A 13,053-nucleotide genomic window follows, 5' to 3' on the forward strand; every position below is an offset into this window, starting at 1 on the left:
ATGGAGACCTCAATGCAAATTCCAACCTCATTGAAGACGGCGGCGCGGACGGCCCTTGTCGGCACGCTCGCACTGACTGCCCTGGGAACGGTCGCGGCCTTCGCCCAGGAAGCCGCACCCGCAGCAGCAGATGCCGCTGCAGCCGCGCCGGCGCCTGCCGACGTCATGGAAAAGGGCGACGTCGCCTGGATGCTGACCTCGTCGCTGCTTGTGCTGTTCATGGCACTGCCGGGCCTGGCGCTGTTCTATGGCGGCCTGGTGCGCGCCAAGAACATGCTGTCGGTGCTGATGCAGTGCACGATGATCGTGGCGCTGGTGATCGTGATCTGGACGTTCTGGGGCTACTCGATGGCCTTCGGCGACGCGCCGAGCCCGTATTGGGGCGGCCTCGGCAAGGCATTTTTGGCCGGCGTGACGCCCGAGAGCATGGCGGCGACCTTCACCAAGGGCATCGTCATCCCCGAATACGTCTTCATCGTCTTCCAGATGACCTTTGCCTGCATCACGCCGGCGCTGATCGTCGGCGCCTTTGCCGAACGCATCAAGTTCTCGGCGGTGCTGCTGTTCGTCGCGCTGTGGGTGACGGTCGTCTATTTCCCGATCGCCCACATGGTCTGGGATTCGGATGGCCTGATCTATGGCTGGGGCGCGCTTGATTTCGCCGGCGGTACCGTCGTGCACATCAATGCCGGCATCGCCGCCCTGGTCGGCGCCCTGGTGATCGGCAAGCGCACGGGCTACGGCAAGGACAACATGGCCCCGCACTCGATGACGCTGACCATGGTCGGCGCCTCGATCCTGTGGGTCGGCTGGTTCGGCTTCAATGCCGGCTCGAACCTCGAAGCCAATGGCGGTGCGGCACTTGCGATGATCAACACCTTCACCGCCACTGCCGGCGCGATCCTCGCCTGGGTGATCATCGAAGTGGTTGCCCGCGGCAAGGCGTCGATGCTGGGTGCGGCTTCCGGCATGGTCGCCGGCCTCGTCGCGGTGACGCCTGCCGCCGGCTTCGTCGGTCCGGTCGGCGCCATCGCGCTCGGCGCCATCGCCTCGGTGATCTGCTACTTCTTCGTGGCGGTGGTGAAGATCAAGCTCGGCTATGACGACTCGCTCGACGTGTTCGGCATCCACGGCGTCGGTGGCATCGTCGGCGCCATCGGCACCGGCGTGTTCAACGCCAAGGCGCTCGGCGGCATCGGCTACGGCGAAATGTCGATCGGCGGCCAGGTCTGGACGCAGTTCCTCGCTGTCTCGGTGACCGTCATCTGGTGCGGCATCGGCTCGCTGGTACTCTACAAGCTGGTCGACCTGCTCGTCGGCCTGCGCCCGACCGTCGAAGCCGAACGCCAGGGCCTCGACCTGACCTCGCATGGTGAAGTGGCCTACCACTCCTGATGCCTGTTGGAGCGCGGTCCTCCCCCTAGGGATCGTGCTCCGGCGCCGCGCGGCCGACGGCCCTGGCCGCGCAACATCCTCCCTAATCCCGTCGTGGCCGCCCTCAAGGCAGCTGCGCTTTGAGGCCCGGAGCAATCCGGGCCTCCTTTTTTGTCTGGAGTTGTTAGTCGGCCTTGGGCAATGCCGGATCGAGCGGACGCTTGCTCAGGAAATTGCGCAGGTTGCGCGGCGTGCGGGGATAGCTGTCGCCCTCATATTTCGCCGGGTCGCGATAGACGCTCAGTGTCGATGGATCGCGGCGCGTGCCGCGCGGAATGGTGCCCCAGCGGCCGGCGTCGTAGAGGTCGACGAGGAAGGCGTAATCGTAGCGGCAGAAGCGCAGCGCCTTGGCGAGTGCTGCCGGCGACAGGTCGGACGGGCTGGCCTGGCCGCTCGAGACGTGGATGTGCGGCATCGACACATCCTGGCCGACGATCTCGCTGATATAGGCCGCGACCTGGTCGATCTTCTCGAGTTTGAACACCCGGTCGAAGAGGAAAAGGTTGCTGCCGAGAAAGTAGCGCGGCGAGGCGACGTGAAAGCGGACGTCGGCGCAGATGCGGCAATAGTCCTCGACCCTGAGGATGAACGTCTCGAGGTCCGGTTCGAGCGACAGGCCGAGCTCGCGGGCCAGCGGGCTGTCGGCTTCATCTGACGTCAGCAGGCCGGCTTTGACGACACGGTCGGAATAGGCCGACAGCAGCCGCTCGACCGGGTCCCTGACGATGGTAAAGGGCTTGGCGTCGGCATTGTGCATCGGGCGAAACGGATCGACCAGATTGGTGCCGAGGTGGTGGTGGACGTCGTCGTCGGGATTGTTGAGGGCCTGGCCGGCGCCTGCTACCTGCATGAGCAGGTACTTGACGCTGCTGCTGCCGCTCTTAGGCACGGGATAATAAGTGGCGTCGAAGAATCTCAATCCTGTCGGCATCTGGCTCCTGGCTTGATTCCAAGGGGGCAAAGCGACGGAGGTACGTCGCGCGATCCGGGTCGTTACCCGGTCAGTCGATTATATGTGTACATCCTAATGTGTCTACCCGATGGCAGCAGGCGCAGCGTCCACCGGGGCCCGAGCCAGCCGGGCCCTTAGCTGGATTCTGGAGTGCCTTGCGCGCCTTCAGGCGAAGAACGCCCGGATGCGCGTCCACATGCTGATCGCTGCCCGGACACGGCGGGCAGCACTCGCGCCCCTGACCGCGTCGCCGAAATGGCAGTAGCAGACGATGTTGTGCAGCTGCCGGTCGGATAGGTCGAAGAAGCGCTTGGCAGCCCCATAGCTGTCGTCTTCGAGGCCGGCTGCCCGGAAGGCGGGATCCTCGAATGCCACGGTGATGGGCGAGCCCGGCACGCGCATGGCGAGCCGTTCGGCGCGCGGCGCGTATTCGGTGCCGGAAAGTGTGCCGAGGCGCCGTTCCGGCTGATCTTCCAGCAGTTGCGCCCAGCGCTCGAGACGCTCGGTACGCGTCAGCGGCAGATAGGGGCTGAGCGGCTGGATGTCTGCGAAGGCCTGCAGTTGCTCGATGCTATGGTGCTTCATCGCTGCCTCCATTAGATTTTCCTAATATGGAAAACTATGGCGCTGCGGTCTCTGCGGCAAGCCTGTTTTGAACCCGGACATGCAAAAACCCCGCCCTGTCGGGACGGGGTTTCTGCGAGCCCCGTCGGGGGGCGTTACATCGCCGACGTCATGACGGCGGTCACCTTGGTGGCGTCGTCATCAGCAACGGTGATCGACACCTTCATGCCTGCCGCAAGATCTGCGGGAAGCGCCACGTCAGCCGGGACGGTATAGCTCTTGCCGTCCTCGAGCGTAATCACGCGGGTGTCCTTATTGAACTCCTTGATCACGCCGTCGGCCGAAGCTGCCCAGGCGGCGCCAGCCATCAAGGCTGCGGCACCCAACGCCAAAATGAGCTTTCTCATTTTATTCTCCTCGTTTCTGATCCCTTCCGGCAGACCCAACGCCACGGAGACAGGATGGTTGCATCAAAAATGCCTATGCCGGGGAGGAGTGACGCGGTGTTTGCCGCCGCTCGCGGAAGCGTCCAAGGGGCTGTTGCGTGAACAATGGCTTAACCTTAATGCCGCCTTAACCTTCGCTTCGATAGTCTGACAAACGAATCTGCCCGCCATGCGTCCGCATGCGGGCCACGGCATCAATGGACGGGGACGAGGCATGCGTTCTGGGGTTTCCTCACCGCTCGCGCTGACCGAGACGGGGCACGGCATTCAGGCATTCGCGCGACGGCAGGCAGGCCGCGCGGCGGGTCTGGGCCTGTTTGCCTTCGTGGCCTTCGGGCTGGCGGCGCTCGGCACCTGGAATGTCGCCGACCCGAGCTTCAGCCATGCCACCGACAATCCCGTCACCAACGCCATGGGGTATCCGGGTGCGGTGTTCGCCGATCTCGCCATGCAGTTCTTCGGCCTTGCCTCGGTCGCTGCCCTGATGCCGGCGGTGATCTGGGGCGTGCTGTTCGTCACCGCGCGCGGCGTCGACCGCATGCCCAAGCGCGGTCTGGTCTGGTTCGGCTCGGCACTTCTTGGCGCGGCCATTGCCGGCTGTGTCGGCGCACCGCCGACCTGGCCGCTGCCGACCGGTCTCGGTGGCGTGTTCGGCGACATGGTGCTCAAGGTGCCGGGGCTGTTCATCGGCGGCTATCCAACCGGGCTGATCGCCACCGTCATTGGCGTGTTGCTGATTGCGCCGGCGATCTGGCTGTTTGCGTTCGGCGCCGGCCTGCTCAACCGCGAGAACGGCTTTGCAGTGGTCAATCCCAAGCCCAAGCCCGACATGCGCGAGCAGGATTTCGCCAGCTTCGACGACGAGGACGAGGACGAAAACGAGGGCGTGCTGGCGCTGGGCGCCATCACCCACTGGTGGCTGTCGGCCAGGGCCTGGATGCGCCGCCGCGCCGCCAAGCGGCGCGAGCTGGAAGGCTACGACCTGCCGCCGGTCAAGCGCGAGAGCGCCTGGCGGCAGGCGGCCGAGCGCGTCGAATCGGCCGAGCGCGCCGAGCAGCGCGTTACGACAGGCGGCCGCGCCCGCGTCGAACCCGAATTCTTTGCCCAGATGGTGTCGGAACGCTCGGTTTCGGTCGACCCCAACGACCAGGATGTCTTCGGTGACGACGACGACATGGACATGCCGCCGGTGTCGTCCGAGCGCCGGGGCGCCAATGCCCAGGTGCAGAATTTCCGCTCGCCGGAGGCTGGATCTCCCGCCGCGCGTGTCGCCGCACCGGCCCCGCGGCCGGCACCAGGAGCCCGTGTCCAGCGCGAGGCCCAGACCACGCTGATCGGCACCGAGACATTCGAGATGCCGTCGCTGCATTTCCTGGCCGAGCCCAAGAACGTCGTGCGTGACGCCTCGCTTTCCAAGGATGCGCTGGAACAGAATGCGCGCCTGCTGGAAGGCGTGCTCGAAGATTTCGGCGTCAAGGGCGAGATCATCCATGTCCGTCCCGGCCCCGTCGTCACGCTCTACGAACTGGAGCCGGCGCCCGGTATCAAGTCGAGTCGCGTCATCGGCCTCGCCGACGACATCGCCCGCTCGATGAGCGCGATTGCCGCCCGCGTCGCGGTGGTGCCGGGGCGCAATGCGATCGGCATCGAACTGCCGAACGCCAAGCGCGAAACCGTCTATCTCCGCGAGATTCTGGCGAGCCGCGACTTCGAGACGACCAAGTCGAAGCTGGCGCTGGCACTTGGCAAGACGATCAATGGCGAGGCCGTCATCGTCGACATCGCCAAGATGCCGCACGTGCTGGTCGCCGGTACCACCGGCTCGGGCAAGTCGGTCGCCATCAACACCATGATCCTGTCCTTGCTCTATCGGATGACGCCGCAGGAATGCCGCCTGATCATGATCGATCCGAAGATGCTGGAACTGTCGGTCTATGACGGCATCCCGCATCTTCTGACCCCTGTCGTCACCGATCCAAAGAAGGCCGTGGTGGCGCTGAAATGGACGGTGCGGGAGATGGAAGACCGCTACCGCAAGATGTCCAAGGTCGGCGTGCGCAACATCGACGGCTTCAACGCGCGCGTCAGCCAGGCGGAAAAGAAGGGCGAGCAGATCTCGCGCACGGTGCAGACCGGCTTCGACCGTCAGACCGGCGAGGCGATCTACGAAACCGAAAATCTCGATTTGGCGCCGCTGCCCTACATCGTCGTCATCATCGACGAGATGGCCGACCTGATGATGGTCGCCGGCAAGGACATCGAAGGTGCCGTCCAGCGCCTGGCGCAGATGGCGCGCGCGGCCGGCATCCACGTCATCATGGCGACCCAGCGTCCGTCGGTCGACGTCATCACCGGCACCATCAAGGCCAATTTCCCGACCCGCATCTCGTTCCAGGTGACGTCCAAGATCGACAGCCGCACCATTCTCGGCGAGCAGGGCGCCGAGCAGCTGCTCGGCATGGGCGACATGCTCTACATGGCTGGCGGCGGCCGCATCCAGCGCGTCCATGGCCCGTTCGTCGCCGACGACGAGGTCGAGAAGGTCGTCGCCCATCTCAAGCTGCAGGGCGTGCCGGAATATCTCGACGCCATCACCGAGGATGACGGCGAGGACGAGGACGAGCCGTCGGGCAAGGGCGGCGGCAATGGCGGCGGCAACTTCGAGGATTCGGACGACCCCTACGACCAGGCGGTCTCGGTGGTGCTGCGCGACGGCAAGGCGTCGACAAGCTACATCCAGCGCCGCCTCGGCATCGGCTACAACCGCGCCGCGTCGATCATCGAGCGAATGGAGCAGGAGGGCATCGTCGGTCCGGCAAATCATGCCGGCAAGCGCGAGATTCTGGTGCCGACGGAAGACGACAAGATGTAGGATCGGGGAACCGGCGATCACGTTTTCGCGTTCAGTGCGCGAGGCCGTGAACCATGTCAAACTTCAGCCCTACTAAGTGCCGATACAACCGTCGAACTTGAATGAGAGAGTAACCGGCATGAACGATATCCGCACTCCGACCCGCCGACGCCTGCTCGGCTTCGCGGCCGCGATCGCGCTGACCGCGACGCCGCTGGTGGCCTTCAACGGCCCGGTACAGGCACAAGGCTCCGATGCAGCCCAGCGCATCGCCGATCATTTCTCGAGCGTGCGCTCGATGTCGGGCGAGTTCGTGCAGTTTGGTCCGCGCGGCGAACAGACCGGCGGCAAGTTCTTCCTGCAGCGTCCGGGAAAGATCCGCTTCAACTACGAGGCACCGTCGAACTTCAAGGTGATTTCCGACGGCCAGTCGGTGGTCATCCTCAACTCGAAGATGCGCACCTCCGACCTCTATCCGCTGTCGAAAACGCCGCTGAAGCTTTTGCTCGACGAGCGCATCGACCTCAGCGGCAACAAGGTCAAGAGCGTCACCGAAGAGGATGACCTGACCACCATCAAGCTGTCGGACAAGCAGGTCTTCGGCAATTCGACCATCACCATGATGTTCGACCCCAAGACCTACGAACTGCGCCAGTGGACGATCACCGACGCGCAGGGCAAGGACACCACCGTCATGGTGTTCAACGTCAAGCAGGGCGGTTCCTTCCCGGGCGATACGTTCAAGATCGACTACAAGCTCAATCGTGAGCTGAACGCGCAGAAGAAGAGCGACTAACAGGCTGCCAGCCAACTCTACCTTGCCGGCCATCTGGCGGGGCAAGCTATGTGCGCGGCCTCATTCGCTGGACTGCCCGGCTTAGTTGTGGACATCGGCGGCTCGGGCGCCGCATCGGGCATCGTGCCTTGTCATCTCAAGTCGGTGCTGGCAGGTTCCGCCGCAACCTGTTGCCGGAACCTGCCATGCCCTTTTCCATCGCCACCTGGAACATCAACTCCGTGCGCCTGCGCATGCCGCTGGTCGAGCGGCTGCTGAGCGAGCAGGCGCCTGACGTTTTGTGCCTGCAGGAAACCAAGTGTCCCGACGACCAGTTTCCCTCGGCGGCGTTCCGCAAGGCAGGCTACGAGCACATCGCCTTCCATGGCCAGAAGGGCTACCACGGCGTCGCCACTGTGGCGCGGCGGCCGCTGGAGATCGTGGAGAAGCGGCGGTTCTGCGAGATCGACGACAGTCGGCATTTGTCGGTGCGCTTCGAGGCCGGCGGCAAGAAGGTGACGCTGCACAATTTCTACGTTCCGGCCGGCGGTGACGAGCCGGATGTCGAGATCAATCTGAAGTTCCGCCACAAGCTCGGCTTCGTTTCGGAGATGAACGCCATCCGCGCCGACCATGACGAAGGTTCGGCTTCGGTGCTGGTCGGCGACCTCAACATTGCGCCATTGGAGCACGACGTCTGGTCGCACAAGCAACTGCTCAACGTCGTCAGCCACACGCCGGTCGAGACCGAGAGTTTCGAGGCGATGCGCAAGGCCGGCGAATGGGTCGATCTGATGCGGCTCAACGTGCCTGACGACCAGAAGATCTACACTTGGTGGAGCTATCGGGCGAAGGACTGGGAGACCTCCAACCGCGGCCGACGGCTCGATCACGTCTGGTCCTCGGCCAATCTCGCGCCCAAGCTTGCCGGCATCGACATCCTGAGCGCCGCCCGCGGCTGGGAACGGCCGTCGGATCATGTGCCAGTCATAGCGCGCTTCGACCTGGACTGAGGGATTCTGGCGAGGCCGGCCTGCAAATGGCGGCTTTCTGCGCTTCCGGTGCTTACGGACCTGAATGTCCGCTCCGCTCCGGTTCTCGAAATCCATCATTTTCGGCTCGGCTCGGCCTGGCCTGATCCGGCCGCGCCCAGCTGGCCGAATTGAATTGACGGCTGGCCGACTACTTCCCGAATCGCGGCGCCATGCTTTCGATGCGGGCGATCATGTCCTGGAGGTCTTCGAGGATGTGCTGGTGCAGCCGCTCTGCGAGTTCGGGGTATTCCTCTAGGATGCGGTGGAACATCTTGCGGTTGAGCCGGATGATTTCCGAATCAATGGCGGCAGCGGCACTGGTCAGGCGCCTGGTGTCGGCGATGAGGGCGAGCTCGCCGAGCATCGAGCCGGGCCCGGCGGAGCCAAGATCGGCGCGCACGCCGTCGATCTCGCGGTAAAGCGCAATACGTCCCGATATCACGACATAGGCCGAATCGGCCTCGTCGTCCTCGCGGTAGAGCTTGCGATCGGCGGGGAGGTTCACATTCTCCGCACCGAAGGCCAGCAAACGCAGCTGTTCTTGTGTGAAGCCCTCAAACAGCCTCACGCCGGACAGGATGCGGATGTCGTCATCCAGCGCCATTATGTCCCCGACTTCTCAGACTGGCTCCCCTCCCGTTGTTAGCCGGTTCCCCGTTCCAAACTAACAACATATTCCGCTTATCCCCCCGAAAACCAAAGCTGATTTTGGGGCGATTCAGCAAACCAGTCAGGGGACCAGCTTGTATCCGCCGCTTTCTGTCACAAGAATTTCAGCATTGGAAGGATCGCGCTCGATCTTCTGGCGCAGCCGGTAGACATGGGTTTCCAGCGTGTGGGTCGTGACCCCCGAATTATAACCCCAGACTTCCTCGAGAAGGACGTCGCGGGTGACCACTTTCTGGTCGGCGCGGTAGAGATATTTGATGATCGAGGCTTCCTTTTCGGTCAGCCTGACCTTGCCGCCGCGGGCGTCGATGAGAAGCTTCTGGCTCGGCTTGAACGTGTAGGGGCCGACCGAGAAGGTGGCGTCCTCACTCTGCTCGTGCTGGCGCAGCTGGGCGCGGATGCGGGCGAGCAGGACGGCGAAGCGGAACGGCTTGGTGACATAGTCGTTGGCGCCGGCTTCGAGGCCGAGGATGGTGTCGGAATCGGTGTCGTGGCCGGTCAGCATGATGATCGGCGCCTTGTAGCCGCCCTTGCGCAGGATCTTGACCGCCTCGCGTCCATCCATGTCGGGCAGGCCGACATCCATGATCAGCAGGTCTATGAGGCCGGCGCGCGCCGCGTTGACGCCCTTGGCTGCCGTCGCTTCCTCAAGGACTTCGAACTCCTCGTAGAGCGCCAGCTGTTCGACCAATGTGCTGCGCAGATCGTCGTCATCGTCGACGATGAGGATGGTGCGTGAGGTCATGGATCAATCCGTTGTTTCAAAATCAGTATTCAGTTGACCGCGGCAATCGAATGCGGAAGCTGATCGCCACAACTTTCAGCGGTAGTGATTTGTTCCGCAAGGCGATCATACAAGAAAAATCAAAGGCGTAATTGGGGCGGGTGCATTTTTGCGCAATGGCATTTCGACAATCGTCGTGCGGGCCAAGCCCGGCGACCCGACCAAGGGGCTGATGCAGGTCGGCGGGCTGGTGTTTCCCTGCGCGCTGGGGCGCGGAGGCATCACCGCGAGCAAGCGCGAGGGCGACGGCGGCACGCCGCTGGCGTCGATGCGGCTGTTGTCGGGCTATGTCCGCCGCGACCAGTTCGTGGCGGGGCAGAGCCGCCTGCCGATGAGCCCGATCAGCGCCGATCTCGGCTGGTGCGAGGTGCCGGACGACCGCAACTACAACAGGCCGGTAAAGATACCTTACGGCGCCAGCCATGAGCGGTTGAAGCGCGACGACAACCTCTACGACGCCTGCCTGGTGCTCGACTGGAATATCAGGCCAAGGCGGCGCGGGCGCGGCAGTGCGATCTTCTTCCACCTGGCGCGGCCTGGCTTCCCGCCGACGCAAGGCTGCGTCGCGGTGACGGCGCAGGTGATGGCGCGGCTTCTGCCGCAACTGTCGCGCCGGACCGTGCTGAAGGTGGTGCGCTAGGATGGAAAGAAAGCGGCCCGAAGATCGGGAGACATGATCCTCGGGCCGAGCGTGCTCCCAGAGTGAGCTTGGGAGATGGGAATCAGTGACGGTTCTGGCGGCGGGGCTGCTGCCAGCCGATGTCGAGCAGGCCGAGACGGCCGAGATCCGCATCGACGGCCCTGGCGATATCCTTTTGGGCGATGCCGGTGTCGCGGCGATAATGCTCCGACAGCTCGGCCGCATCCTGCGGCGCAGGCACGTTGAGTGCTGCCCGCATCTGGCGAAGCCAGTCGAAAACCGGCTGCAGCCGCGACGGCTGGACAAAGGTGGTTCTCAAGACAGCGGTGGACATGGTCATTTCCGTTTCGTCCGGACATCAAATCCGGTTTGACATTGGTTGAACTGGGCTCATGATGCAGTGCTGAAAGGCAAAAGAGAAACGAGTAGTTCTTTCTCGACCATCAAACCAAATTTGAAGATCCGGCAATGCGCTTCGTACCTGGGACACGTGCTTTGCGAACGCTGGCGGCCGCCGGCAAGCATCTGAATTTCACCCGCGCCGCCGACGAGCTCGGCCTGACGCCGGCTGCGGTCAGCCACCAGATCAAGGAAATCGAGGACCAGCTCGGCGTCACCCTGTTCATCCGCACCAGTCGGAGCATCAGGCTGACCGAGGCAGGATCGGCGCTGGTCGACGCTTCGGTCGATGCGCTCGACGTGCTCAACCGCGCGGTGTCTCGTGCGCGCAAGCTCAGCCGCGGCACGGCGCTGCTCAAGGTGACGCTCGACGCGCAGTTCGCCTCGAAATGGCTGATGCGGCGCATCGACGGGTTCCGCAAGCTGCATCCCGACATCGAACTGCGTTTCGACATCAGCTACGAGGTACGCGACTTCGACCTCGACGATGTCGATGTGGCGATCCGCTTCGGCATGGGCAAGTATCCCGGCCTGCGCGCCGACCGGCTGTTCGACAACATGATCATCCCGGTGTGCAGCCCACGGCTCCTGGTATCCGGGCCGCCGCTCAAGGTGCCGCGCGACCTGTTCCACCACACACTGGTGCATATCGAGTGGTCGCAGCAGGGCGTGACCTGGCCGAACTGGCGGATGTGGATGGCAGCTGCCGGCGTCGACGATTTCGACGACAGCCGCGCCATCGTCTTCACCACCTCGTCGGACGCGGTACAGGCGGCGATCGACGGCAGCGTCGTGGCGCTTGCCGATTTCGCCATGGTCGCCAACGACCTGTCGGAGGGGCGGCTGGTCCGGCCATTCGACCTGGGCATCCGGGTGTCGCGCGAGTTCGCCTATTTCCTGGTCTATCCCAAGACCTCGGAGGGCGACCCGCGCATCGGAGCATTCCGAGACTGGATCATCGAGGAGGCGGCGAAGACGGAGATTTGAGTGCGTCGATGCACGTCATCCCGGTAACCGGAGCGCAGCGCAGCTTATCCCGACCCAACCGCCCGGGATGACGATCGCGGGGAGCTCGGTTCAGGCAAATCGCCAGACGGTGGTGCGCTTGACCTCGGCGTCCTCGAGGGCGCGGGTGACCGGCACCTCGTAGGTGGCGAGCTCTTGCAGCCGGTCCTTGGGCAGGTAGGAGCGGCCGGGGTCGCCGACGAGCACGTCGGCACCGCGGGTCCGAAGCGCTTCGAACCAGGGCACCAGCCGGTCGGCGAAGGGCTTTTCGTAGAACACGTCGCCAGCGAGCACGACATCCCAGCCGTCGTCGCGCCCGACCTGGTCGGCACCGACGAAGCCGACTTCGACGGCATTGGCCTCGGCGTTGAGGCGGATCGCCGCCTCGCAGAACGGGTCGATGTCGGCGCCGGTGAGACGTGCTGCACCTGCCTTCATCGCAGCAATGGCGACGAGACCCGAGCCGGAGGCAAAGTCGAGCACGCGCTTGCCGGCCACGGTTTCGGGATGATCGAGCACGTAGCGGGCCAGACCCTGGCCGCCGGCCCAGGCGAAGGCCCAGAAGGGCGGCGGCAGGCCGATCTCGGACAGCTCTTCCTCGGTGCGATGCCAGAGGTCGTGGGCTTCGTCGGCGAGATGGAGCGCGACCTCGGGCACATGCGGCGGCCGCATCAGCGCCGTGTTGGCGCGGATGAAGCTTGCCGCCCCCTCTGATGTCAGCCGTGTCGGGGAAACCGTGGTCACGGCGCCTTGTCGAGGCCCGCCATGCGGCAGACCTCCTGCCATTCGTCAGGCGTCACCGGCTGGACGGACAGGCGCATCGAGGTGACGAGCGCCATCTTTTCGAGCTTCGGATTGGCCTTGACGTCGGCAAGGGTCACCGGCTTGGGGACAGGGCTGTGGTAGCGGATGTCGACGCACTCCCAACGCGGGTCTTCAGTCGTTGTGTCATGATGGGCGAGCGCGCAGACCTCGGCGATGCCGACGACTTCGAGCCCCTCATTGGAGTGGTAGAAAAAGCCGAGGTCGCCGATCTGCATGGCGCGCATGTTGTTGCGGGCGAGGTAGTTGCGCACGCCGTCCCACTGCGTGCCTTCCTTGCCCTTGGCCTTCAGCATCTCGAAGGAGAATTTGAACGGCTCGGATTTGAACAGCCAGTATTTCTTCTCGCTCATCTCGTCCCCTCTTGGCTTGTGGTCAGGCGCCGGCCGGGTTGTTGAAGACCCAGTTCCACGGCCGGATCTGGACGCTCTCGAACAGGCCGGCCTTGGCGTAGGGGTCGGTGCCGGCGATTGCCTGGGCAGCCTCCGCGTCAGCGGCTTCGATGACGACGAGCGAACCATCCGGCTTGCCGTCGGCATCAAGGAAGGGGCCGGCGAATTTCAGCGCGCCCTTGGCGTTGAGGTCGTTGAGGAAGGCGACATGGTCGGGCCGTGCGTCGAGGCGGACCTGGAGATGGTTCGGCTTGTCCTTGCAGATCAGTGCGAAAAGCATGTTGTC

The 13,053-nt window shown here is 64.2% G+C and carries 15 protein-coding genes; 6 read left to right on the top strand and 9 right to left on the bottom strand.

What is annotated here, in order from left to right:
- Positions 1-12: 12 nt before the first annotated feature.
- The gene (locus SLT36_RS04780; RefSeq protein ID WP_154386726.1) at positions 13-1,395 is read left to right on the top strand and encodes an ammonium transporter; all 1,383 of its coding nucleotides are present in this window, start codon (positions 13-15) and stop codon (positions 1,393-1,395) included.
- 163 nt (positions 1,396-1,558) lie between these two features.
- Here SLT36_RS04780 and SLT36_RS04785 read toward each other — a convergent pair whose 3' ends face one another.
- The 3 genes from SLT36_RS04785 to SLT36_RS04795 form a co-directional block, all read right to left on the bottom strand.
- A complete protein-coding gene (locus SLT36_RS04785) occupies positions 1,559-2,365 on the bottom strand; it encodes a sulfotransferase family 2 domain-containing protein (protein ID WP_432286108.1) in 807 nt (268 codons plus the stop codon).
- 186 nt (positions 2,366-2,551) lie between these two features.
- Entirely contained in the window at positions 2,552-2,971 is a 420-nt protein-coding gene (locus tag SLT36_RS04790; RefSeq protein ID WP_432286109.1) for a hypothetical protein, read from the bottom strand.
- 134 nt (positions 2,972-3,105) lie between these two features.
- Positions 3,106-3,357 carry a DUF1344 domain-containing protein gene (locus tag SLT36_RS04795; RefSeq protein ID WP_432286110.1) on the bottom strand — a complete coding sequence of 84 codons (252 nt, stop codon included), beginning with the start codon at positions 3,355-3,357 and terminating at the stop codon, positions 3,106-3,108.
- A 253-nt stretch (positions 3,358-3,610) separates the two neighbouring features.
- Here SLT36_RS04795 and SLT36_RS04800 point away from each other — a divergent pair, with 253 nt between their 5' ends.
- From SLT36_RS04800 to SLT36_RS04810, 3 genes are all read left to right on the top strand, one after another.
- Positions 3,611-6,268, top strand: a complete 2,658-nt coding sequence (locus SLT36_RS04800; RefSeq protein ID WP_432286111.1) for a DNA translocase FtsK — start codon at positions 3,611-3,613, stop codon at positions 6,266-6,268.
- Between the two features lie 118 nt (positions 6,269-6,386).
- On the top strand, positions 6,387-7,043 hold the full coding sequence (locus SLT36_RS04805) for an outer membrane lipoprotein carrier protein LolA (RefSeq protein ID WP_432286112.1): 657 nt from the start codon (positions 6,387-6,389) through the stop codon (positions 7,041-7,043).
- Positions 7,044-7,228: 185 nt separating this feature from the next.
- A complete protein-coding gene (locus SLT36_RS04810) occupies positions 7,229-8,035 on the top strand; it encodes an exodeoxyribonuclease III (RefSeq protein WP_432286113.1) in 807 nt (268 codons plus the stop codon).
- A gap of 169 nt (positions 8,036-8,204) precedes the next feature.
- On the opposite strand, the gene SLT36_RS04815 is transcribed toward SLT36_RS04810, so the two are convergent.
- Together SLT36_RS04815 and SLT36_RS04820 are read right to left on the bottom strand one after the other, a co-directional pair.
- The gene (locus SLT36_RS04815) at positions 8,205-8,660 is read right to left on the bottom strand and encodes a Crp/Fnr family transcriptional regulator (protein WP_432286114.1); all 456 of its coding nucleotides are present in this window, start codon (positions 8,658-8,660) and stop codon (positions 8,205-8,207) included.
- Between the two features lie 126 nt (positions 8,661-8,786).
- Complete coding sequence (locus SLT36_RS04820; protein ID WP_067956144.1) at positions 8,787-9,470, bottom strand: response regulator transcription factor; 684 nt, start codon at positions 9,468-9,470, stop codon at positions 8,787-8,789.
- Between the two features lie 211 nt (positions 9,471-9,681).
- On the opposite strand from SLT36_RS04820, the gene SLT36_RS04825 reads away from it, so the two are divergent.
- Positions 9,682-10,149 carry a L,D-transpeptidase family protein gene (locus SLT36_RS04825; RefSeq protein WP_432288241.1) on the top strand — a complete coding sequence of 156 codons (468 nt, stop codon included), beginning with the start codon at positions 9,682-9,684 and terminating at the stop codon, positions 10,147-10,149.
- A gap of 82 nt (positions 10,150-10,231) precedes the next feature.
- On the opposite strand, the gene SLT36_RS04830 is transcribed toward SLT36_RS04825, so the two are convergent.
- Entirely contained in the window at positions 10,232-10,483 is a 252-nt protein-coding gene (locus SLT36_RS04830) for a hypothetical protein (RefSeq protein ID WP_432286115.1), read from the bottom strand.
- 134 nt (positions 10,484-10,617) lie between these two features.
- Here SLT36_RS04830 and gcvA point away from each other — a divergent pair, with 134 nt between their 5' ends.
- The gene (gene gcvA / locus SLT36_RS04835; RefSeq protein WP_432286117.1) at positions 10,618-11,535 is read left to right on the top strand and encodes a transcriptional regulator GcvA; all 918 of its coding nucleotides are present in this window, start codon (positions 10,618-10,620) and stop codon (positions 11,533-11,535) included.
- Positions 11,536-11,625: 90 nt separating this feature from the next.
- On the opposite strand, the gene SLT36_RS04840 is transcribed toward gcvA, so the two are convergent.
- From SLT36_RS04840 to SLT36_RS04850, 3 genes are read right to left on the bottom strand one after another with little or no spacing between them, the layout of a single operon-like run.
- On the bottom strand, positions 11,626-12,339 hold the full coding sequence (locus SLT36_RS04840) for a class I SAM-dependent methyltransferase (protein ID WP_432286118.1): 714 nt from the start codon (positions 12,337-12,339) through the stop codon (positions 11,626-11,628).
- A complete protein-coding gene (locus SLT36_RS04845; RefSeq protein WP_432286119.1) occupies positions 12,294-12,728 on the bottom strand; it encodes an EVE domain-containing protein in 435 nt (144 codons plus the stop codon). The genes SLT36_RS04840 and SLT36_RS04845 overlap by 46 nt, the downstream gene beginning before the upstream one ends.
- A 22-nt stretch (positions 12,729-12,750) precedes the next feature.
- The gene (locus tag SLT36_RS04850; RefSeq protein ID WP_432286120.1) at positions 12,751-13,047 is read right to left on the bottom strand and encodes a YciI-like protein; all 297 of its coding nucleotides are present in this window, start codon (positions 13,045-13,047) and stop codon (positions 12,751-12,753) included.
- Positions 13,048-13,053 lie beyond the last annotated feature (6 nt).

This window comes from Aminobacter sp. BA135 (assembly GCF_050859125.1).
Taxonomy (GTDB): Bacteria; Pseudomonadota; Alphaproteobacteria; order Rhizobiales; family Rhizobiaceae; genus Aminobacter; species Aminobacter ciceronei.